Source organism: Mesorhizobium sp. M0968 (genome assembly GCF_040319065.1).
Taxonomy (GTDB): domain Bacteria; phylum Pseudomonadota; class Alphaproteobacteria; order Rhizobiales; family Rhizobiaceae; genus Mesorhizobium.
Window position 1 is genome coordinate 481,107 of sequence record NZ_JAMYNL010000001.1, and the last position, 20,909, is coordinate 502,015.

The 20,909-nt window shown below is 61.6% G+C and carries 19 protein-coding genes, 1 tRNA gene and 2 pseudogenes; 13 read left to right on the forward strand and 9 right to left on the reverse strand.

From position 1 onward, the window contains the following. The first annotated feature begins 38 nt into the window (after positions 1-38). Entirely contained in the window at positions 39-725 is a 687-nt protein-coding gene (locus NKH67_RS02480; protein WP_292663715.1) for a response regulator transcription factor, read from the forward strand. Between the two features lie 76 nt (positions 726-801). On the opposite strand, the gene NKH67_RS02485 is transcribed toward NKH67_RS02480, so the two are convergent. Beyond that, positions 802-969: a hypothetical protein gene (locus NKH67_RS02485; protein ID WP_352470720.1), complete on the reverse strand. Its 168-nt coding sequence runs from the start codon at positions 967-969 to the stop codon at positions 802-804. 600 nt (positions 970-1,569) lie between these two features. Here NKH67_RS02485 and NKH67_RS02490 point away from each other — a divergent pair. Further along, the gene (locus NKH67_RS02490) at positions 1,570-2,034 is read left to right on the forward strand and encodes a L,D-transpeptidase (RefSeq protein ID WP_352470721.1); all 465 of its coding nucleotides are present in this window, start codon (positions 1,570-1,572) and stop codon (positions 2,032-2,034) included. A gap of 48 nt (positions 2,035-2,082) precedes the next feature. Here NKH67_RS02490 and NKH67_RS02495 read toward each other — a convergent pair whose 3' ends face one another. Together NKH67_RS02495 and NKH67_RS02500 are read right to left on the reverse strand one after the other, a co-directional pair. Next, entirely contained in the window at positions 2,083-5,169 is a 3,087-nt protein-coding gene (locus NKH67_RS02495; protein WP_352470722.1) for an efflux RND transporter permease subunit, read from the reverse strand. Then, positions 5,166-6,443, reverse strand: a complete 1,278-nt coding sequence (locus tag NKH67_RS02500; RefSeq protein WP_502893703.1) for an efflux RND transporter periplasmic adaptor subunit — start codon at positions 6,441-6,443, stop codon at positions 5,166-5,168. The genes NKH67_RS02495 and NKH67_RS02500 overlap by 4 nt, the downstream gene beginning before the upstream one ends. 149 nt (positions 6,444-6,592) lie before the next feature. On the opposite strand from NKH67_RS02500, the gene NKH67_RS02505 reads away from it, so the two are divergent. The 5 genes from NKH67_RS02505 (at position 6,593) to NKH67_RS02525 (ending at position 11,323) form a co-directional block, all read left to right on the forward strand. After that, the gene (locus tag NKH67_RS02505; protein ID WP_352470723.1) at positions 6,593-7,129 is read left to right on the forward strand and encodes a TetR/AcrR family transcriptional regulator; all 537 of its coding nucleotides are present in this window, start codon (positions 6,593-6,595) and stop codon (positions 7,127-7,129) included. Between the two features lie 194 nt (positions 7,130-7,323). Beyond that, positions 7,324-7,968 (forward strand): carbonic anhydrase, encoded by a 645-nt coding sequence (locus NKH67_RS02510; protein ID WP_023678156.1) that lies wholly within the window; start codon positions 7,324-7,326, stop codon positions 7,966-7,968. Positions 7,969-7,978: 10 nt separating this feature from the next. Then, positions 7,979-8,389 (forward strand): nuclear transport factor 2 family protein, encoded by a 411-nt coding sequence (locus NKH67_RS02515; protein ID WP_352470724.1) that lies wholly within the window; start codon positions 7,979-7,981, stop codon positions 8,387-8,389. Positions 8,390-8,584: 195 nt separating this feature from the next. Beyond that, a complete protein-coding gene (locus NKH67_RS02520) occupies positions 8,585-9,097 on the forward strand; it encodes a hypothetical protein (RefSeq protein ID WP_352500801.1) in 513 nt (170 codons plus the stop codon). 171 nt (positions 9,098-9,268) lie between these two features. Beyond that, complete coding sequence (locus NKH67_RS02525) at positions 9,269-11,323, forward strand: M3 family metallopeptidase (RefSeq protein WP_352470726.1); 2,055 nt, start codon at positions 9,269-9,271, stop codon at positions 11,321-11,323. A 328-nt stretch (positions 11,324-11,651) separates the two neighbouring features. Here the strand turns inward: NKH67_RS02525 and NKH67_RS02530 are convergent. Next, positions 11,652-12,048: pseudogene (locus tag NKH67_RS02530) on the reverse strand (transposase); the annotation flags it as partial. On the opposite strand from NKH67_RS02530, the gene NKH67_RS02535 reads away from it, so the two are divergent. From NKH67_RS02535 to NKH67_RS02545, 3 genes and pseudogenes are all read left to right on the forward strand, one after another. Next, positions 12,035-12,226 carry a hypothetical protein gene (locus NKH67_RS02535; RefSeq protein WP_352470727.1) on the forward strand — a complete coding sequence of 64 codons (192 nt, stop codon included), beginning with the start codon at positions 12,035-12,037 and terminating at the stop codon, positions 12,224-12,226. The pseudogene NKH67_RS02530 and the gene NKH67_RS02535 overlap by 14 nt on opposite strands. Positions 12,227-12,261: 35 nt before the next feature. Then, the gene (gene nadE, locus NKH67_RS02540) at positions 12,262-13,095 is read left to right on the forward strand and encodes an NAD(+) synthase (RefSeq protein ID WP_352500802.1); all 834 of its coding nucleotides are present in this window, start codon (positions 12,262-12,264) and stop codon (positions 13,093-13,095) included. A gap of 116 nt (positions 13,096-13,211) precedes the next feature. Next, positions 13,212-13,346 (forward strand): annotated as a pseudogene (locus NKH67_RS02545) (IS630 family transposase); the annotation flags it as partial. A 211-nt stretch (positions 13,347-13,557) separates the two neighbouring features. Here NKH67_RS02545 and NKH67_RS02550 read toward each other — a convergent pair. From NKH67_RS02550 to NKH67_RS02570, 5 genes are all read right to left on the reverse strand, one after another. After that, the gene (locus NKH67_RS02550; protein WP_353030241.1) at positions 13,558-13,977 is read right to left on the reverse strand and encodes a hypothetical protein; all 420 of its coding nucleotides are present in this window, start codon (positions 13,975-13,977) and stop codon (positions 13,558-13,560) included. Next, entirely contained in the window at positions 13,926-14,894 is a 969-nt protein-coding gene (locus NKH67_RS02555) for an LGFP repeat-containing protein (protein ID WP_353030243.1), read from the reverse strand. Before NKH67_RS02555 ends, NKH67_RS02550 begins: the two co-directional genes overlap by 52 nt. 223 nt (positions 14,895-15,117) lie before the next feature. Continuing rightward, positions 15,118-18,330 (reverse strand): AfsR/SARP family transcriptional regulator, encoded by a 3,213-nt coding sequence (locus NKH67_RS02560; protein ID WP_352500803.1) that lies wholly within the window; start codon positions 18,328-18,330, stop codon positions 15,118-15,120. Positions 18,331-18,450: 120 nt separating this feature from the next. Continuing rightward, positions 18,451-18,909, reverse strand: a complete 459-nt coding sequence (locus tag NKH67_RS02565) for a hypothetical protein (protein WP_352470730.1) — start codon at positions 18,907-18,909, stop codon at positions 18,451-18,453. Between the two features lie 243 nt (positions 18,910-19,152). Continuing rightward, positions 19,153-19,228, reverse strand: a tRNA-Ala gene (locus NKH67_RS02570). A 165-nt stretch (positions 19,229-19,393) separates the two neighbouring features. Between NKH67_RS02570 and NKH67_RS02575 the strand changes: the two genes are divergently transcribed. The 3 genes from NKH67_RS02575 (at position 19,394) to NKH67_RS02585 (ending at position 20,904) form a co-directional block, all read left to right on the forward strand. Next, on the forward strand, positions 19,394-19,684 hold the full coding sequence (locus tag NKH67_RS02575) for a YggT family protein (protein WP_023678162.1): 291 nt from the start codon (positions 19,394-19,396) through the stop codon (positions 19,682-19,684). A gap of 13 nt (positions 19,685-19,697) precedes the next feature. Next, positions 19,698-20,018: a DUF167 family protein gene (locus tag NKH67_RS02580; protein WP_352470731.1), complete on the forward strand. Its 321-nt coding sequence runs from the start codon at positions 19,698-19,700 to the stop codon at positions 20,016-20,018. A gap of 151 nt (positions 20,019-20,169) precedes the next feature. After that, a complete protein-coding gene (locus NKH67_RS02585) occupies positions 20,170-20,904 on the forward strand; it encodes a haloacid dehalogenase type II (RefSeq protein WP_352500804.1) in 735 nt (244 codons plus the stop codon). Positions 20,905-20,909 lie beyond the last annotated feature (5 nt).

Genomic DNA, 20,909 nt, shown 5'->3' on the forward strand with positions numbered 1-20,909 from the left:
GCACTCTTCTTGGGTTGCCGTATGCGGGGTAGAAAAACATGGCTGCACGATCCGTTATCGCGCTTGTTTCCGTCGCTGAAGTAATTGCGACCGATCTCGCCGATCATCTCGAGCGGCGCGGTCATGACGTCCGCGCGGCGCGACAGCCGTGGGAGGCCGAATCGCTGCTTTCGGAAAAGGGTATCGATGTCGTGGTTGTCGGCGACAGCGTCAGCCAGGCGGAGGGGCGCGACCTGCTCAGGCGACATGGCGGCGAAGGTGGACCGGATTTCATCCTGATCTGCCGCCCGGCCGATCTGGTCGACAAGGTTCTGGCGCTCGAACTCGGCGCCGCCGACGTCGTCGAAAGCCCGCTCAATGTCAGGGAGCTTGCTGCTCGCGTCGGCGGCCTTCTGGCTCGGCGCGGCAGGAGCGCCGGGGAACTGATCGTGCTGGAGAACGCGACCGTCGATCTCCGATCGGCCATCGTCATGCACCGCTCGGGCACGGAAGAACAGCTGTCCCCCGGGCAGGTGGCGCTGCTCAGGCTGTTCCTGGCCAGCCCGCGCAAGGTGCTGACGCGGGACGACATCATCGCCGCCGCGCCCGCCGAAAATGCCGAAGCCTTCGACCGGTCGATCGATTCGCGCATCGTGCGGCTGCGCCGCAAGCTCGATACCGAAACCATCACCACCATACGGGGTGCGGGTTACCGGTTCGATCCGCCGACGCAATTCGCCGATTGAAGGCAGGACGGCCACCCTCTTGTCTTGAGCATCGGATTTTCCCAAAACCGGTTTCCACCTTGGGGTCCGATGCTCTTCAGCGCACCACGAGAAGCGACGGGCCGGACAGCATGTCACCGTTCGTGCTGACCTCGCCGGCATGGGCACGTTCCTTCAGCAGCACGGTGGCGAGGCCGGCAATGCCGAGCAGCCCCTGGACGTAAAGCAGCGCGGAAAGCACGGAAGCGGCGAATTTCGTTTTCATCCTGTTCGTTCCTCAAAATTGGAATTTACGGGCACTTCAGGGGAACCCCCGAAGCGCCCGCGCCGCCAGCGGAGCCCCCCGTTGCGGCGCGGGCCTTCGGTCCTCTCGGCTGCAAGTTGCCGGAGGCGCCGCGCATCCTCAACGGCCCTAAGCCGCCCCCGCCAGAGGGGCTTGAGCCGGTCGACGCGCAGGCTGGAAACTGTCCAGACCAATCCAGACCGTAGCGAAAACAGTGTTGGCTTCCGATCGTTCGTTGACCGCTGTTTTCGTTAGGTCAACTTTGCCTGTTCGCTGTATCCGGATCATGCCGCCGAGGCTGCGCTTTGTTGCAGCTCGGTTTCGGAGTCAGGTGAATTCCTATCAAACGAAAGGCAATCGCGTATTCGTGCCGCGGTTTGGCCGATCCGCCTAGGCAAACACGCCACCGTCATGACGACGTCGTGCAACTGCAAGCTGCTTTGCACGGACCTTTTCTGTTAACCAGGGGAAACAGAATCGAAACACAAACGAGCATCTAGCGAAATCGGCTTGAAACATGACGCTCCGATAAGCCGGTCATCGAATTGAGCCGGCCCCGGCCGGCAGAATAGGGGAGACATCATGTACACTGCTATTTCCGCCAAGCTCATCAACATTGCCGCCGCCGTCATCACCGGTACTGCCTTGCTTGTCAGTGCCGGCAACGGCGCAGCCCACGCCGCCGCCAACAAGATCGTCGCGCGTGTATCACTGTCACAGCAGACCATGGAAATCCTGGTCGACGGCCGGCCGACATTCGCCTGGAAGGTCTCGACCGGCGACAGGACGCACGTCACGCCGACCGGTTCGTTCAAGCCGACCCGCATGCATGAAATTTGGTATTCGAAGAAATACGACAACGCCCCGATGCCGCATTCGGTGTTCTTCAGCGGCGGCTACGCCGTACATGCGACAAGCGCCATCAAGCGCCTCGGCCAGCCAGCCTCGCATGGCTGCGTGCGTCTGCATCCGGACAACGCCGCCGATTTCTACCAGCTCGTCGAGGTCTTCGGCCCAGCCAACACCAGCATCGTCATCGTTAAATGAGCGATGCTGCTCTCGTCGCTCTCAAAAAAGGCCGGAAATTAGCGCAGCCTAATCCGGCATTACCGGCATCAGCTTCGGATCCGGCTTTTCGGCGTGATGCGGCAGGTCCTTGCTGGCGACAAAGGTGTAGAACATCGGCACCACGAACAGCGTGAACATGGTTCCGACCAGGATGCCGGTGAAGATCACCAGGCCCATCGAATAGCGTGCCGCGGCACCAGCGCCGCTGGAGATGATCAGCGGCACCACGCCGAGCGCCATCGCCGCCGTCGTCATCAGGATCGGCCGCAGCCGCACCCTGGCCGACGCGATGATCGCATCGCGCCGCCGCATGCCGTGCATTTCACGCTGCTGGTTGGCGAACTCGACCAGAAGGATGCCGTGCTTGGTGATCAGGCCGATCAGCGTGATCAAGCCGACCTGGGTGTAGATGTTGAGCGTGCCAAGCCCGACATTAAGCGGCACGATCGCGCCGAAGATCGACAGCGGCACCGCCATCATGATGATCAGCGGATCGCGGAAACTTTCGAATTGCGCCGCCAGCACCAGATAGATGACGAGCACCGCCGCCGCGAAGGCGATGATGATCGTGTAGCCCTGTTCCTTCTCCTGCCGCGATTGACCGGTATAGTCGATGAAGAAGGTGTCGGGCAGGCTTTGCTTGGCAATGTCCTCGATCGCCTGTAGCCCATCCCCGGTGGTGATGCCGGGCCGCGGCAAGGCAGAGATCGTCGCCGAGTTGAGCTGGTTGAACTGCTCGATGGCGGCCGGCGACGCGTTGGTCGAGATCTTCACCACCGCCGAGAGCGGCACCATCTCGCCCGATACGCTGCGCACGAAATACTCGCCCAGTTTTTCAGGGTTGTCGCGAAAGCTCTGCGGCACCTGCGGGATGATGTCGTAGCTGTTGGATTCGCGGTCGAATTGCGCCACTTCGGCGCCACCGACCAGGAGCGTCAGCGTCCGGCCGATGTCGGCTATCGGCAGGTTGAGCGCGGCGGCGCGGTCGCGGTCGATCGTCACCGTCACTTGCGGCGCGTCGAAGGTCATCGAATTCTGCACGACGATGAAGCGGCCGGAGGCCTGCGCCTTGTTCTTGATGTCTTCGGCCGCCTCGTACACCTGCGAGGCGTCGCCGGTCGAGCGCACGACCATCGTTATCGGCAGGCCGCCGCCGGAGCCGGGCAGCGTCGGCGGCGCGAAGACGAAAGCTTCGACGCCCGCCACCTTGCTCAGGCGGCCCGTAATGTCTTGCTGGATTTCCTTCGAGTTGCGCGTGCGGTCAGCCCAGTCCTTGAACGCAAAGCCGACGAAAGCGCTGTTCGTCTGGCCACCACCGAAGGCGACCGCCGAGAACTGTGCCCGCGTCTCAGGTAGATCCTTGACCAGGCCGAGTATCTGATTGACGTAGGTTTCGGTATAGTCCGACGTCGCGTACCGCGGCGCGGTCACCAGCGAAAGCAGGAAACCCTGGTCCTCTTCCGGCGCCAGTTCGCTCGCGGTCTTGGTGAACATGAAACCGGTCGTGGCGACCAGCGCGAGGACGATCATCAGCGTCACCGGGCGATAGTTCAACGAACCGGTGACCAGCCGCTCATAGATGTGTTCGACGCGCCCGAACGTATTGTCGACAATGCGCTGGAAGCGGCTGTGCGAGCCGGACCTCAGGATACGTGCCGACATCATCGGTGTGATGGTGAGGGCGACGACACCCGAAAGCACCACCGAGCCAGCAAGCGTCACCGCGAATTCGCGAAACAGTGCGCCTGTCAGGCCGCCGGTGAAGGCCAGCGGCGCGAACACCGCCGCCAGCGTTATCGTCATGGCGACGACGGCGGACGAGATCTCCCGCATGCCGTTGAAGGCCGCCTGCATCGGCGACAAGCCGTCTTCCTCCATATGGCGGTGGATGTTTTCCACCACCACAATGGCGTCGTCGACAACCAGTCCGATCGCCAGCACCATGGCCAGCAACGACAAAAGATTGATCGAATAACCCACTGAAAACAGCAGGAAACAGACGCCGATCAGCGACAGCGGAATGGTCACGATCGGCATCAGCACCGAGCGGAACGAGCCGAGGAAGAGCAGGATGACGACGATGACGATGGCGACCGCCTCGCCGATGGTCTTGAATACCTCCTCGATCGACGCGCTGATCTGCTCGGTTGAGTCGTAGACGATCTCCATCGTCATGCCGAGCGGCAGCGTCTCCTGGATGGTCGGCACGATCTTGTGGATTGCCGCCGCGGTGGTCAGCGGATTGGCGGCCGGCGTCGGAAAGATAGCGAGAAAGATGCCGGGCTTGCCGTTGAAGCTGACCCTGGTGTCGGTGTTCGCCGCGGCGAGTTCGACGCGGGCCACGTCGCGCAATCTCACCACATTGCCGTCCTTCGACCGAAGTGGAAGGGCGGCGAAAGCCTCCGGCGTCTGCAGCGTAGAGCGAACCGTGATCGAAGAAACCACATATTCGTTTTCGGTGTCGCCGGGCGCGGAAAGGAAATTCGATTCGTTGATGGCGGCCAGCACTTCCGCCGCCGTCACGCCGCGCGCCGCCAGTTTGATCGGGTCGATCCAGACCCGCATCGAATATTCGGCTGCGCCGAAGATCTGCACGTCGGCGACGCCTTCGACCGTCGAGATACGCGGCCGCACGACGCGCTCGATATATTCGGTGAGCTGTTCCGGCGTCATGTTCGGGTTCTGCATCGAGATGTACATCATCGCGAACTGCTGGCCGGTGCCCTTGACGATCACCGGGTCTTTGGTTTCGTCCGGTAGATCGCCGCGCACGCTCTGCACCTTCGACAAGACTTCGTTCAGCGCCACGTCGGGGTCGGAGCCGAGTTTCATCTGCACTGTCACGGTGCTGGATGACGGCCGGCTCGCCGACGTGACATAATCGATGTTTTCGGTCGACGCGACGGCACGCGCGATCGGCGCGGAAATGAACCCCTGGATCAGGTCGGCGCTGGCGCCGGGATAGGCAGTGGTGATGGTGATGGCCGTTTCTTCAACCTCTGGATACTGCCGGATCGAAAGGTTGAAGATGCCCTGAAAACCCAGAAGCAGGATCATGCAGGCAAGCACGGTCGAAAGGACCGGGCGGCGGATGAAGAGGTCGGAAAAGCTCATTGCTGGGCTGCCTGCTGGTTGCCCGGCTTGCTCGGATCGATCGTGTTGTCGACGGCAACGGACATGCCGTTGGAGAGCCGGTTCTGGCCGGCAGTAACGACTTGGTCGCCGGGCGCGATGCCCTCCAGGATCTCGACCAGGCCGGCGTTGCGGCGGCCTGGCTTGACGAACACCTGGGCGAGCACGAGCTGCGGCTTCTGTCCTTCCGCTGCCGGCTTGGCTTCCTCTGCCGGTTTGGCTGGGGTAGCAGCCGGCTTTTCGTCGGGTTTTGCCGCGGGTGCTTCGGCCGCGGGCTTGGCACCATCTGCAGCCGGCTTTTCTTCCGGCTTTGCCTCGGGCGCCGCGCCGTTGGCTTCGGCGGATTTGGCCGGGCGCACCACGAAGACGAAGTCGCCGTACAGGCTGGAAGTCAGCGCCGTCTGCGGCAGCGCCAGCACGTCGTTCTCCTCGGGCAGTTCGACGCGCACCTGGACGAACTGGCCGGGCGTCAGCTTGCCTTCGGGATTGCCGACCTCCGCCCTTACCGTCACCAGCCGGCTGGTCGGGTCGATCTTCGGATCGATGCCGCGGATGCTGCCGGTGAACGGCATGTCGCCGCCGCCGACGCCCAACCGCACCGTCTGTCCGATCTTCAGCTGCGGAAGCTGCTGCTCCGGCACGGTGAAATCGACACGCATCGTATCCATGTCCTGCAAGGTCACCACAGCGGTGCCGGGTGTGAGATACTGGCCAAGGTCGATTTTCGGAATACCGACAGTACCCTTGAAAGGGGCCGTCAACTGCTTTTGGTCGAGCACCGCTTGCAGCTTGTTTACCTGCGCGGCGGAGACCGATGCTGCTGCCTGCGCCGTGTCGAGCGTAGCATCGGTGCCCACCCCGCGCTTCTGCAGCTCAAGAGCGCGCATCAGCGTGGTCTGGTCGGATGTGGCTTGCGCCTTCGATGCCACGAGGTCGGCTCGCTCGACTTCATCGTCGAGTTGCAGCAGCACGGCGTTGGCGGCGACCTTCTGATTGGCATGGAACAGGATGTCCTTGACGATGCCCGCGGTTTCGACCGTGAGGTCGACACCGCGTACGGCACTGACAGTGCCGATCGCCTCGATGCCGGGCGTCCAGGACATCGGTTTGACGATGACCGTCGACACCGTCGCGGCCGGCGGCTTCATGGTGGCGAAGAACTGTTTGATCGCATTGTCGCGAAACAGGTTGAAGCCGACGATGCCGCCGCACACCAGCACGAGCAGAATGAAGGCGATGATGAAGCGCTTGATCACGAACAGTCCCTCGGCCACGGCCCAGCATAACGGTCGGATGACCGGAACACATACCTGTGCCTGGTCCCAATTTCAAATGACGGCGATCTTACTGTACCGTCTGGACGGTCTTGTCAATTCCGCCTAAGCTAATGAATGGGGAACGCTTGATGAAGGCCCGCAGAGCAAATTCGCGCGAGAAGATCCTCGCCGCCGCCGCCGCCGTGGCGCGCGAGACGGGTCCTGGCAGCCTGTCGCTGGATGCGGTCGCCAGCCGTGCCGGCGTGTCGAAGGGCGGTCTTCTCTACAATTTCCCGACCAAGGCGAAATTGATGCAGGCGCTGGTGGAGGATTACCTGCGCGCCTTCGAGCAGGCCCTGGAGTCCGCCCGCACGGCCGGCGTCAACGGCGAAAGCCCGCTTGCAACTTACATCAAGCTGTCGGCCGAGCATGCCGAGGAATCGAAACCGTCGGCATCCTGGATATTTTCGGCGATTGCCGAGGATCCCGATTTCCTGACGCCGATAAAATCGTTCAGGCGGCAGCTATTCGAGCGGCTGAAGCAGGAGACGCCGAACCTCAAGGCGCTGCTGGTCTGCTATCTCGCCATCGAAGGGCTGCGCAGCATGAACCTGTTCGATTCGGACATTCTCTCCTCCGAAGAGCGCCGGCTGCTGATATCGACCCTGCTGGACATCGCGGAATAGTCGAACCGCCAATCTGCGGTTCTGAGGCCGATTAATGGCGGCGTTCGTTCACCCGTGTCAAAACACGGGCTGGTACGTCGAAACCACGCCATTCCGCTTTCCGAAAATCGGTTCCGATTTTCGGGCCGATGCGCTAGAGCCTTTCGGGATTGAACCGAGCTGCCTTCAACCCGGAAAGGCTCCCACCGCTGCCCATGCCCCATCTTCCCGAGCATCTTCTCACCGGCTACCGCAGTTTCATGAGCGGCCGCTATCTCACCGAAAGCGGCCGTTATCGCTCGCTGGCGCGAGAGGGCCAGGCACCGGAAACGATGATCGTCGCCTGCTGCGATTCGCGGGCCGCGCCCGAAGCGATCTTCGATGCCGGGCCGGGCGAGCTGTTCGTGCTGCGCAATGTCGGCAATCTGGTGCCACCCTATGCGCCAGACGATCAGTTCCACTCGACATCGGCGGCGCTCGAATTTGCCGTGCAGAGCCTCAAGGTCAAGAACATCGTGGTGATGGGCCACGGCCGCTGCGGCGGCATCCGCGCGGCACTCGACACCACGGCCGCACCCTTGTCGCCGGGCGATTTCATCGGCAGGTGGATGAGCCTGATCGCGCCCGCGGCCGAGACCGTATCGTCCAGCACCTTCATGACCGCGACCGAGCGCCAGACGGCGCTGGAGCGCATCTCGATCCGCTATTCCATCGCCAATCTGCGTACCTTCCCTTGTGTTTCGATCCTCGAAGGCAAGGGGCGACTGTCGCTGCACGGTGCCTGGTTCGATATTTCGACCGGCGAGCTTTGGGTGATGAACAAGGAAACCGGCGATTTCGAGCGGCCGGAGACGGAGTAGGAGACGAGGCATGGTGCGAGCTCGGATCGCGTTCGCGGCGGCGGCACTGCTGTGCCCGATAACTGTCGCCCGCGCCGATGATAGCGCGATCATCGACCGCTGGTATTCGGCACTACTGATCGCCGACCGCACCGAATTGTCGGACCTGCTCGCCGACAACGTCCGCATCAAGCTCGACGACCTCGGCGTCGTGCAAAGCAAGCAGGAATTCATCGCCTCGATCGCCGAGTGGCAGGGCGCCGTCGCCGGGGCCGAAATCCGCCACCGGATCGAGAAGACGGAGGGCGGCGTCACCACTGTGATCGCCTGCTATGATTTTCCCAGCAACGACATGCTGATGCAGGAGACCTTTGCAGTCGCCAACGACCAGATCACCGCCAGTTCGCAAGCCGCGATCGCCGAAAACTGCGACGGCTACTGACGAAATTTGGTCTTGAGCTTCTCGGGGGATAGGCGCTGGAATTGCCGGCGTCAATTCGGACCTGTCCACGTCACGTGGTTACGCAGGTGGGAACGCCAATGCGACAAGCCATGCGGTCAATCCACTCACAACGACGGTCGCGCCCTGCAAAAGTGCACTATTATCGGAATTCGAAATCTTATGTGTTGGAGGGCAATGATGGGCAAGCAATTCAATCTTTTCCTGTCGCACAGAGATGAAATCGTTTTCAACCATGCCTTGTCCAAGGGTGTTGAGAATATAGTATTCGTCAAGCCGTCCATCGAAGATGGCGATACCCCCATTTTTTGGGAGCCCATCCGAGAAGAAGAACGGTCTTTTAAAAACAGAAGAGTTCTGATATCTTTAAAGGATTTTTTAAACAACATAGTCCTTGAGCGTGACGCTGAAAATAGATGTTTGCAAGTTAGTTCAAGATTATCTCCGGTACTTGAATATGATATAAATCTGTGGCGCGGCGATGTAATGTTGCCTGGCAGAATGTACTATAGTTTAGACTGGGCGAAAGGCGATATGAGGAAAGCATACGACGCATACTTTAGTCGTGTTTTCAAGTTGTCTAAATCTAACCTAAATAAAATTAGAAATAGTCACGGAAGCGTCATCTATCTCGGAAACGAAATGATGCCTGAATTTTACAACGAGACCATGGATTTTAGATTATTATAGATGGGAATTACCGTTACAGTGCACTTTTTGCTGCACTGCGCGCGAGTGGGCATCCTGGTTCGCATACGAGTCGTGGGCACGCATCGGCGTTAACCAGGCGTGCTGTTGCGCGCAACGGGCCGGCGCCTTACATCGGTGACGATCCGCTTCTCCCGCCCACCCAGCGAAAGTTTGCCCATGCCGTCAACCGTCGACCTCGCCGCCCATCCGCTGACCGCATGGCAAGGGCCGTTCGGCCTGCCCGATTTCACGCGCATCGGCGACGGCGATTTTTCTCCGGTCTTCGACGCGGCCCTGAAGGCGCATGAGGCCGAGATCGAGGCGATTGCCGGCAACACCGGGACGCCGACGATCGAAAACACGCTTGCCTCGCTCGAGCTTGCCGGCGAGGCGCTCGACCATGTCTCCTCGATCTTCTGGTGCCGCGCCGGCGCCCACACCAATGAGGCGATCCAGGCGCTGGAGCGCGACATCTCGCCAAAGATGTCGCGGCATTACTCGGCGATTTCGATGAACGAGCGACTGTTTGCCCGCATCGACGATCTCTATCAGCGCCGCGAGGCTTTGAAGCTCGATGCCGAAACGCTGCGGGTGCTGGAAAAGACCTGGAAAAACTTCGTCCGCTCCGGCGCCAGGCTCGACGCCGAAGGCAAGAAGCGGCTGGCCTCGATCAACGAGGAATTGTCGTCGCTCGGCACCAATTTCGGCCAGAACGTGCTTGCCGACGAGCGCGACTGGGCGTTGTTCCTCGACGAGGCCGACCTGGCCGGCCTGCCGGAATTCCTGAAAAGCTCGATGGCGGAAGCCGCCGAGATGCGCGGCCAGAAGGGCCGCTACGCCGTCACTTTGTCGCGTTCGATCTACGAGCCGTTCTCGACCTTCTCAGAACGCCGCGACCTGCGCGAGACGGCGTTCCGCGCCTTCATCATGCGTGGTCAGAATGGCGGCGCTACCGACAACACGGAAGTGGTGCGCGACATGCTGCGCCTGCGCGCCGAGAAGGCGAAGCTGCTCGGCTATGCTTCCTACGCCGCATTGAAGCTCGACGACACCATGGCCAAGACGCCGGAGGCGGTGCACGCGCTGCTCGATCCGGTCTGGGAAAAGGCGGTGGAAAAGGCCGCAAGCGACCAGGCCGAATTGCAGCGGCTGGCGGTCGAGGCCGGCAGCAACGAGAAATTCGCTGCCTGGGACTGGCGCTTCTATCAGGAGAAGCTGCGTGCAGAGAAATTCGCCTTCGACGAGGCCGAGCTGAAGCCGTATCTGCAGCTAGACCGCATCATCGACGCCTGTTTCGACGTGGCAACACGATTGTTCGGCATCTCTTTCGAAGAAAAGAAGGGCATTGCCACCTGGCATCCGGACGCTCGCGTTTTCGTCGTGAAGAATGCCGACGGCAGCGAGCGCGGCCTGTTCCTCGCCGACTATTTCGCGCGGCCTTCGAAGCGCTCCGGCGCCTGGATGAGCGCGCTGAAATCCGGCTACAAGCTTGGCGATGGCTCCAAGCCGGTCATCTACAACATCATGAATTTCGCCAAGCCGCCGGCCGGCGAGGCAGCCTTGCTGTCGGTCGACGAGGCCAAGACCCTGTTCCACGAATTCGGTCACGCGCTGCACGGCATGCTGACCGACGTCACCTGGCCGTCGGTCGCGGGCACCTCGGTCAGCCGCGATTTCGTCGAGCTGCCGTCGCAGCTCTACGAACATTGGCTGACGGTGCCGGCGGTGCTGGAAAAGCATGCGCTGCATGTCAAGACCGGCAAGCCGATGCCAAAGGCGCTGGTCGACAAGATGCTGGCGGCGCGCACCTTCGGCGCCGGCTTCGCCACCGTCGAGTTCACCGCCTCGGCTTTGGTCGACATGGCCTACCATGCGCGGTCAGATGCGCCGCAGGAGCCGCTTCGTTTCGAAGCCGAAACGCTCGAAAAACTCAACATGCCTGACACTATCGCCATGCGTCACCGCACCCCGCATTTCGGCCATATCTTCGCCGGCGATGGCTATTCTGCCGGCTATTACTCCTATATGTGGTCGGAAGTGCTTGACGCCGACGCGTTCGCCGCCTTCGAGGAAACAGGCGATCCCTTCAATCCGGCGCTGGCCGAGCGGCTGCGCAAGAACATCTACGCCGCCGGCGGCTCGAAGGACCCCGAAGAACTCTACACCGCCTTCCGCGGCAAGATGCCTTCCCCGGAAGCGATGATGGCCAAGCGCGGGCTGGTGTGATGCATGCCCGCTCTTGTCACCGTTCTCTTTCCATCCTGATTGATGTCGGCTGTCATGGCGTCGGGTTGCGCACCGCCTGATCCGGTTTCCGCCGATCCCGCTCGGCCCCGTTGGCCGTTCGCGTCGTTAAGGTGACTGCACTTAATGCGGTCTCCATCGTTCCGGCCGAAGGAGCCGCGTTCATGGCGGCGCTACGGGCTGTGCGGGGGTAGGCAACGACAGCTTGCCCGCTATGCTGATCGGCCGCTGCCGCATCCGGACCGCGCCTTGCGACGACTACTAGTGGCTCTGCACAGGGATTATGACTCGTTGGCGGTGGGCTTTGGATAGGATAGGCTTTGGCCAATTTGAGGCGGGCCTGTTCGGTCGAGAACATCCCGTTGATGCGGGCGCCGCTGGCGCCTCGCTGGTTTTCCCAAGCGGCGATCTCGGCAAACAGGCTGTCGCGACTTTCGATGCGGCGGTCGAGGCACTGGCTGCGCAGGATGCCGATCTCGATCTCGACCATGTTGAGCCGGCTCACGTGTTTGGACGTGTCATGGAACTCCAGCCGTCGCAGGATGCGTCGCGCCTCTGACGCCGGCAGGGCCTGATAGAGCGCGGCGTGTGGGTCGGCAGACTAACGAGCACCACCCTGACGCGGTCGGGCTGGGGGTAATGAATATCGAGGAGGTCGCGCATGCAGTGGCAAAGTCTTGTGCTGCGCGCTCGGTGACCTTGACCTTATGCAAGGTCGGTGTCACCGCGCCTTCTGTCCATAAGATGGTGCTCATCCTCGAGCGGGCCGGATTGATCCGCAGGCGACCCGGCCTCGCGCGCAGCATTGAACTGCTCGTCGAACCCAATATCCTACCCACGCTACAACCCATCGAACCCGCCGAATCCTCTGTGCAGAGCTACTAGACGGAATGCTGTGATATCAGGAGCACCCACTGCCAATGACCGAACAGGAAATGATTATCAACGCGTTGGGCGTCGCTCCCAGTGTTGACGTCGCGCTGGAAGCACGCCGGCGTATCGACTTTCTCGGCACGTATCTGCGTGCATCGGGCCTCAGCACCTATGTGCTGGGGATCAGCGGCGGGGTGGATTCACTCGTCGCGGCCCTTCTGGCTCAACGAGCCGTCGAAGAACTGCGAACGGCTGGATATGACGCCAAATTCCTGGCCGTTCGGCTCCCGTATGGCAACCAGGCCGACGAGAGCGACGCCCAGCGGGCTTTGGACACCATAGGGGCGGACGAAGTGTGCCGGGTCGACATCAAGCCGGCTGCCGACGCAATGCTGGATTCGATCAAGCGGGCTGGTGTCGAGTTCGGCGACGCCGGCCGCGAGGATTTCTTGCTTGGCAACATCAAGGCGCGTCAGCGCATGATTGCCCAGTTCGCGCTCGCCGGTGCCAGCCGAGGACTGGTCATCGGCACCGACCATGCGGCCGAGGCACTGATGGGCTTCTTCACCAAGTTCGGCGACGGCGCCGCCGATATCCTTCCTCTTTCGGGGCTAAACAAACGCAGGGTGCGAGCCTTGGCCGCGCATCTGGGCGCTCCGCCCGAACTCGTCGACAAGACCCCGACCGCCGACCTGGAGAACCTTGTCCCGCTTCGTCCTGACGAGGATGCATATGGCGTCACCTATGAACAAATCGACGATTTCCTCGAAGGCAAGGAAATCGACGAGGCCGCGCGAACGCGGATTCTTCATGTACATTCCAGCACGGCACATAAGCGCGCGCTTCCGGTGACAGCGATTGCGCTAACACTCTCGCCATGACGGCACGGGCAAACAGTTCCATGATTCCGCTTCGTGGCCAGCGCCTCGTGGAGATTGCTTCCGCCATTTGGCAACCGCGAGTCTCGCGCGACATCTGTTCGTGCTCGGTCAGCTCCAAGCGGGCCCGGATCCTGCTCGCTGCCAATGCCGGCCTGGGCGACGAGGCCATCGCCGCCACGGTGGTGGTCGGCGGCTCCACGGTCTACCGCACCAAGCGCTTCGTGGAGATAGGCCTGGAGGCGGCGCTCAGCGGATTGATCCGCAGGCAATCCGGCCTCGCGCGCAATATCGAACTGCTCGTCGAACCCGAAAGCCTACCCAGAGCCCAGCTAACCCATCAAATCCTCTGTGCAGAGGTACCAGGGCAATAAAACTCTCTGTCGCGAACTGGCAGCCCCGCCAACGGAAGGCGGGGCTGGTAAGTTGATTGTCCCGGCAAGCTTTTTTGCCAGGGCGATTGGCCTAGGCAGGCACAAAGCCAAAATAGGCTTTGTAGGAAGCCCCATCGCCGGAAATCAGGGGCGTTTCCACCTTGAATCCAATCCCGCTGAAGGTAGTATTGTTCGTGCGTGCAGCGAGCAACACCATCTGCTTTGCGGAGATGGTTACTGTCGCGCTCCCGATCCTGTCATCGCCCCAATCGAAGAGATCGCTGATGGCGCCGCCGATCGATGGCATCAAGGATCCCAGGGCCGGGCCGGCTATCGCGGCAATGATAGGTCCTGCCACCGGAATGAGGCCCAAAGCGAGCGTGCCCGCCGTATGGACGCCCATGACGATCTTCTGCACCTCGTCCTTGTATTTGTTGGGGTCGCCAAAATCGTTTTCCATCAGCACCGTGCCGATATTGATGCCGTAAGGCTTGCCTCGATAGATTTCCATAAGGTCGGGTCTTGTATCTCCGGCATCGACGTCGCATAGACCTGGCTGCGCTTGGTGTCGGCGATCTGCGGCGTTGTCACGCTGACGATGGCATAGGGTTCGTCCGCACTCGATCCCTGATCCCAGTCGGTCTCGCCGAAGCAATGGAGGCCGGTATAGTGGACGACGACATCTCGAAGGTCGATCGCGCCGGTGTCGGGCCACCAGTATATGCCGCCGTTTTCAAACAGATTGGCACGGCCACCATCGGCAAATTCGGTCTCGTCGGTCGTGGGATATCCCAGATATGACTGTTCCCAGCCCAGGCTCTCCCACTTCTTGCGGATGTCACCGTACACCACGTTGGCTCCTGTGTTCGGTGTCCAGTAGATCGAGCCGGCATTGGCAAAATGGTTGTAGCGCCCGACGCCGTCGGGAGTTCCGGTTTCGTCGGTGACCGGATAGCCGAGAACCGAGCGCTCCCAGCCCATTGCTGCCCATTTGCCGCGAATTGCCCCCCAAATCGCTTGAGCACCGGTATTCGGTGTCCAGTAGATCGAAGCGGTATTGTTGTTGAAGTGATTGTATCGGCCGACGCCGTCGGGAGTTCCGGTTTCGTCGGTGCAGGGAATGCCCCACGCGAGACCGCCAAGCGCAATCCACTTCCTGTAGATTTCGCCATGGATCTCAAAGGCGTCGTGCATGGCATCGTTGTAACAAATGCATGAGCCGTTCTTGAGATACCAGGCTTTTCCAGTGTCCTTCCTGTCGATCTCGGCGAAGCCGGCGCCTCCAAGGGAGTTGTACTTTTGCTGTATGACAGCTTCGGGCGAGAGGAGCGACCAAGGCCCGATCCTGAGCTGGTCGGAAAGTCTTGTGGCTCCAGCCCGGATGGTGCCGGCACGCACTCTCGAAGTTGCTCTGGCAGTATACGGCATGACCTTTTCCTTCCTGTGAGTGTTGGTATCGGGGGCTTCAGGCCTCCGGCGATCGGTTTTGATCGACGAGCCGAGGTTCCCAGACCGCGACTTACGGACGGCTTACAGAGTTCCGAGCTGCGCCAGAGCAATTCCAGGAAAAGTGTGGAACGGTTTTCCGTCCGGAATTGCGCAAAAATAAAGAGATAGAGCGGTTCGGCGTTTCGGTGAAAGGATGACCGGTCTAGAGAAGCGGGCGCACGAGCGAACGCAGCAAAGGCGAGGGCTCGTCATCGCCGGTCGAAGCGAGCGCGCGTTCATAGCGCCGGTAATCCTCGATGGCGCCGGCATGGTCGTTTCTGGAGAGGCTCTCCTGGATGAGCGTGCCATGGAGTTTGGCCGATTCCGGGTAGAAATCGAGCGCACGCCGGCACGCTTGGCGTGCCCGATCCGCGTTGCCTTGGCTCTGCCAGTGTTTGGCGACCCGCACGGCAAGCTCGACCAACCCGTCCCGCACCCGGTCGGCCGCGGCGTTCGACCAGGCGGGCGTCGGGCCATTCGAGAAAAGCGGGCCGACAAAGCCTTCCAGCAGTTTCTCCTGCTCCTCGATTGCGCTGTCTCTTTGGCCCGACAGAACGGGTTTCAGCCGGTCTTCCCAATCCTGCAGATCGATCCAGACCTTGTCGGCAGCGAGCCGCAAACGGCCCTCTCTCAGCGTTACGAGCTCGCCTTGCCCGAGCAATTTGCGCAGACGATGCAGCGCCTGCTCCAAGGCCGCTTTGGCCTGGTCGCCGTCGAGGTCGGGCCAGAGCCAATCCTGCAGGGTTTCCACCGAACAGACCTGATCCCTCGACAGGCAGATAATGCGCAATATGTCGAGAGCGCGGGTAGGTTTGGCACCGGGCGCGACCTCGGCACCATCGATCTCGAGGCGGAAGCCTCCCATCAAGTGGATCCTGAGCGGCCAAGGCCACTGGACGGGTCGGCCAGCGGGCGGGACCAGATATCGCGCCCGAACGACGCGGCGGCAGAGATCGATGTCGATCTTTCGCTCCAGCGCATCGGCGACCAGATCGGCCAATAGGTCCGGCAGGTTGAGCAGGATTGCGGAGGGGTTGACCTGGCGCAACGCCTCCATGAACTCAGCCAGACGACTGCCATAGGACGCGCCGCCGTTCCACTTCTGCTCCAGGGCCTGAGCGGCCAGAATGTTGAGTTCGACGCGCTGGCGAGGGCCGCCGCTCAGCCTTTCGACGATCTCCTGGAGTAGCGCAATGGCCTCCGCTGGACGCCGATCGGCCAGCAGGACCTGGTATTTGGTGACGTAATGCGGCCAGCGTTCGATCATCGGCTCATTCGCCCGCTCGATCGCATCCATGAACGCATCGCAGTCGAGATAAGCCTTGACGAAGTCGCCGTTGCGCGTGTGCATCGCCGCGTGGCAGTCGGCGACTACAGCGACCTGGGTTGTGAACCTGCTGTCCGCGATCTCGCCCAGCCGGGAGACGAGCGCATTGAATTCCGAGAACCTGTTGTGAAGCTTCATCAGCAATTGAAGCTGATAGAGGGCGCTGAACTCGACGCCCCGTAAGGCGTGCTGCTCGCCTATCGCCGTTGCGCGTCGCAACGCATCCTCGGCCGAGGTATAGACAAAACCGCGCCGCGAATAGGGGAAGTAGCGGCCGCTGGCCGAGCCAAAGGACACCAGCCACATGCCGAGCACCAGCGGCGGGATATCCGGATGTTCGAGATCGGCGGCAACGCTGTCCACGGCATTGGCAAAAATGTCGCGCTGCCCCGACGAGGTCGCGTAGTCGATGAGCGCTTCGCTTGCCAGCAGGCGCAACTCGACCGAATCCTCGATCGGCAGATGTGTCAGGCGCTGCTGGATATCATTCACGAGGCGCTTCGCGTCATGGGCGTCGAATTCGCCAGGTTCGGCGAAATCGACGGCCCGCAGGATGCCGAGCCTGACCATCATCAGTTCCTCCGGATCCAACTCCGGCAATCCCCTGGCAAGAACCTGTGAGGCTCGGCGCGTCCAATCCGCCAGCCCCTCATGCGTACGCCAGCTGGCGGTCTTGATTACGACCGCCCGCGCCACCGTCAGACATTGGCCGCGCATGTCGGTGTTCTCGAATGCTTGCCATGCCTTGGAGAAGTGCGGTTCGGCCTTCGCATCGTCCGATGCGAAGGCGACGCCCAGCCAATAATGGACCCACCCGTCCATCTGGTCGGGGGGCAGCCTGTTGCACCATTCGACGAAGCTGGCCCTGCGCCCTTGCGTGAGAACGCCGTTAGCGCACTCCAGAATGAGCTGGCGTGCCAGCGGCCAGGCGCCCGCCTGCAACGCCAGCACGATTGCCGCGTCGGTTTTGTCTGCCTCGTGCAGGACCTTTGCTGCCTGCTCGCGCAGCCTGGAACGGTCCGCTTCCGTCACGCGCCGGTCCAGTAGGCCGGCAAGGTATTCGCGCAACAAGTCATGCAGCTGGAAGGCGGCGCCGCCCGGACCGTCGCGCGTGATCAGCAGCTGGCGATGCTGCAGCCGCACCAGCAGGCGAGCAGCCTGCGGCGAGCCCAGGAACGCATCGGCAAGCTCCGTGCTGATCTCCGGCAGAACGTTGAGCCTGATAAGCAGATCCTGGTCCTCCGGCGCGATGTCGCGCAGGAAATAACGTCCGACAATCTCCCGAAGGCCGGCGCCCCCGGCAAGGCCGGTCTGCGAAAGCGGGTAGTACATTCCGGCGTTGGCCAGCAGGAGAAGGCCCACCGCCCAGCCGCGCGCCTCCGAAATGTCGCCGACCTCGGACGGCGATTGCGAGCGGGCGGTGACGAGGTTGCGAGCCTCCCCAGGCGAAAACTCCAGCAGCGTTTGGTTGAGCACCGGCAACTGTCCCGACAGCACGAGGTCGGCGACGTCGCCCTCAGGCAGCATCCGCGATGTGCAGATGCAGCGGACAGTGTTGGGGCGTTCGCGCAACAGGATCGCCAGCGTCCGGCGAAAGCCTGGCGCATCGGCACGATGCAGATCGTCGAGGACCAGGATCGTGCCCGGATCAAGCCGCGAGAAATAGGTGCGGAAGAACAGCCGCGCGAAATCGTCGGAATTGTCGGCATATTCCGGACCAAAGACCGGCATGCCGGCATGCCTGCCGTCGAGCGACAGCGTCAGATAGTGGAAAAGGCGCGCAACGTCCTGGTCCTCGGTGTCGACCCGATACCAGTTGTACGCCGACTCGCCTTGCTTCAGCCCGCCTTGTTCCCGCCCGCCGTGTTCCAGAAAGTCGATCACCGCGGTGGTCTTGCCGTATCCACCAGGCGCCGCCAGCCAGCATGCACCGCTGTCGAGGGCCTGCGAAAGCAGCGCCACTACGCGCGGACGGCTGACAATTCCCACTGGCCGGGGTGCCGAGAGCTTTGCTATCTCGCGCGGCGCGTCCCGGAAGTATTTATCCATTGTGAGGACTCTCGCAGCGCAGTCGCCTCGCCAAAACAGGTAATCGGTTCGCCCGCAACAACAAATCGCCGGCCGGCGTTGTGCTCGCCTGACGTGCCGTTCTCGCCGGCAAGGTCGCGGTTATCCCTTGTGCGACATGATATGCGAAACCCCGACACTCACGTCGGCGGTGTGTCTTGCCATCACTGCGTTCATTCGCATTGCAATCGCCGCATAGCCGTTTCGTTCGTGGTCGGTAACTTCCGAGGGCTTGAAGAGCCAAGGAAGGGGTGCAACCTGCGCGTCGGCGAAATTGGCCGGCAGGTTCGATGGCAAGACCTTTTTCCCTAAAGGCAGCTCTAGCCCAAGGTCGCTAAATTCCTCCTCGAGACTGGCGTGCAGATGAGAAAGGACCACATAGATCGCCAGCTTTGATCTAGTCCTTTCTGTGTTGTTTTGGTTGTACTCTTGAAGAACCTCATCGAACGATGGCGCTACGTCGCTTTCCGCAGCGGTAGCTCGTGTTGCAACAGCACCGGCCAGGGCAGTCGCTGCCATTCCTGTAAGACCTACAAAATCACGCCTTGTCGTGCTGGTCATGGTGAATTCCCCTCGGTTTTGAAGACGGACCAAGTCTGGCAAGGACGAGGCGCAGTGGCAATAGGCCGCATACGCTACTGGTGTAGAGGGTCTTTACGTCGCCGATGTGAATCCACCCGGCAACGATAGTGCCAAGCCGCCAGCAGGCCTGCAATGCGTTCGCGAGCTTCGTCTGAGAGACGCCGCGAATCCAAGGAGGACTTCCTTGGAATTCATCCAGGCAAAGGGTCGGAAAAAATCCGCTGGTGGAGCTGAGGAGGATCGAACTCCTGACCTCGTCATTGCGAACGACGCGCTCTCCCAGCTGAGCTACAGCCCCGTCCAGCGGATGGGGCTTTTATCGGCCGCTGCGGTTTCCTGTCAAGGCTGCGCTTGCTGCCGAAATGCCGCTCGGCCGTTCGTGCGCCCTCGCCCATGCGGCAGAAGGCGGCTCTTGCCGCTTTCAGCTACAGTGGCTACATGTCGGCAACAATCGGAGACCGGCATGATCGCCCTCATTCAGACCATTGTCATGGCGCTTGACCTTTACTGGTGGATCATCATCGCCTCGGCGATATTTTCCTGGCTCTACGCCTTCAACGTCGTCAACTCCCGCAACCAGTTCGTCGACACCATCAGCAACATGCTCTATCGGCTGACCGAGCCGGCGCTGCGGCCGATCCGCCGCTTCATGCCCGACCTCGGCGGCATCGACATCTCGCCGATCATCCTGCTGCTGATCCTGTTCTTCATCCGGCAGTTCCTGCTCACCACCGTGCTTTCGCTGGTCGTCTGAGCCCAGGGCGTCGATGAGTGCGCCGTTCCGCACGCGCGCCGACGGCATCGACCTGTTTGTCCGGCTGACGCCGAAATCAGCGATGGACAGGCTGGAAGGCATCGAAACATCGGCGGATGGACGAAGCCATCTGAAGGCTCGCGTCCGCGCCGTGCCGGAAAACGGAGCCGCCAATCGAGCGCTGGAAAGGCTGGTAGCCAAGGCGCTTGGCGTGCCGGCATCGGGCGTCTCGATCGCTGCCGGCGGCACAGCTCGGCTGAAGACGCTGCGCGTGCTTGGCGATCCCGCGGCGCTGGCGAAACGCATCGATACGCTGGGCACACCTGCGCCATGATCTCGGCTGGCTCACTTACCCGCAAAAAAAGGCCGGGCTGCAAAGCCCGGCCAGATGTGAAGGTCGAAAACCTTCAGAGGGGAACGCGCCGGACGAATGGGAGGAAACATCCGACGCGCATTGCATATGGGTTGGCGTCGGCGACGTTTCAATGAGGTCGGAGGAAAGCTCAATGACCACTACTCGAGTTCTATTCTTCGATGTTCTGGGAACCGTCGTTGACTGGCGCAGCGGTATCGCAAGAGAGGCCGGCGCCTTCCTCGCGCGAGTTGGTGCAGAGCAGGTCGATCCCGGTGAATTCGCCGATGCGTGGGCGTCGCGCTATGACGCCTCGACCGAGGCGGTGCGGACGGGGCACCGGCCTTTCGTGTCACTTGACGTGATCAACAGGGAGAATCTGGACGCCACCCTCGTCCAGTTCGGGCTGGCCCCGTCCGAGCTGCCGACCGCCGAACTTGAGGAACTCAACCTCGCCTGGCACCGGCTGGAGCCGTGGCCCGATTCGCTGAAAGGCCTTGCGAGGCTAAGGGAGCGCTTCATCATCGCGCCCTTGTCGGGAGGCAATACCCGGCTGTTGCTGGATATGGCCAAGCGCGCCGGCCTGCCTTGGGACACCGTCCTTGGCTCGGATGTGTTCGGCACCTACAAGCCTGCGCCGCAGGCTTATCTCCGCGCAGTGGAGATCCTGGGGGTGCGACCTGCGGAGGCCGTGTTAATCGCCGCGCACAATGACGACCTGGCCGCGGCACGAAAATGCGGTATCGGAACCGCCTTTGTTGCTCGGCCAAAAGAGCATGGCCCGGCGCAGACGACCGATCTCTCGCCTCTTGAGAGCTGGGACTTTGTGGCCGACGACCTTGTCCATCTCGCCCAAGTTCTCCCGTAGGCCGA

Bases quoted from the DNA above. Each gene is read 5' to 3' on its own strand.
- NKH67_RS02480 (WP_292663715.1), top strand. From the start codon at position 39: ATGGCTGCACGATCCGTTATCGCGCTTGTTTCCGTCGCTGAAGTAATT.
- NKH67_RS02485 (WP_352470720.1), bottom strand. From the start codon at position 969: ATGAAAACGAAATTCGCCGCTTCCGTGCTTTCCGCGCTGCTTTACGTC.
- NKH67_RS02490 (WP_352470721.1), top strand. From the start codon at position 1,570: ATGTACACTGCTATTTCCGCCAAGCTCATCAACATTGCCGCCGCCGTC.
- NKH67_RS02495 (WP_352470722.1), bottom strand. From the start codon at position 5,169: ATGAGCTTTTCCGACCTCTTCATCCGCCGCCCGGTCCTTTCGACCGTG.
- NKH67_RS02505 (WP_352470723.1), top strand. From the start codon at position 6,593: ATGAAGGCCCGCAGAGCAAATTCGCGCGAGAAGATCCTCGCCGCCGCC.
- NKH67_RS02510 (WP_023678156.1), top strand. From the start codon at position 7,324: ATGCCCCATCTTCCCGAGCATCTTCTCACCGGCTACCGCAGTTTCATG.
- NKH67_RS02515 (WP_352470724.1), top strand. From the start codon at position 7,979: ATGGTGCGAGCTCGGATCGCGTTCGCGGCGGCGGCACTGCTGTGCCCG.
- NKH67_RS02520 (WP_352500801.1), top strand. From the start codon at position 8,585: ATGATGGGCAAGCAATTCAATCTTTTCCTGTCGCACAGAGATGAAATC.
- nadE (WP_352500802.1), top strand. From the start codon at position 12,262: ATGACCGAACAGGAAATGATTATCAACGCGTTGGGCGTCGCTCCCAGT.
- NKH67_RS02550 (WP_353030241.1), bottom strand. From the start codon at position 13,977: ATGGAAATCTATCGAGGCAAGCCTTACGGCATCAATATCGGCACGGTG.
- NKH67_RS02555 (WP_353030243.1), bottom strand. From the start codon at position 14,894: ATGCCGTATACTGCCAGAGCAACTTCGAGAGTGCGTGCCGGCACCATC.
- NKH67_RS02560 (WP_352500803.1), bottom strand. From the start codon at position 18,330: ATGGATAAATACTTCCGGGACGCGCCGCGCGAGATAGCAAAGCTCTCG.
- NKH67_RS02565 (WP_352470730.1), bottom strand. From the start codon at position 18,909: ATGACCAGCACGACAAGGCGTGATTTTGTAGGTCTTACAGGAATGGCA.
- NKH67_RS02575 (WP_023678162.1), top strand. From the start codon at position 19,394: ATGATCGCCCTCATTCAGACCATTGTCATGGCGCTTGACCTTTACTGG.
- NKH67_RS02580 (WP_352470731.1), top strand. From the start codon at position 19,698: ATGAGTGCGCCGTTCCGCACGCGCGCCGACGGCATCGACCTGTTTGTC.
- NKH67_RS02585 (WP_352500804.1), top strand. From the start codon at position 20,170: ATGAGGTCGGAGGAAAGCTCAATGACCACTACTCGAGTTCTATTCTTC.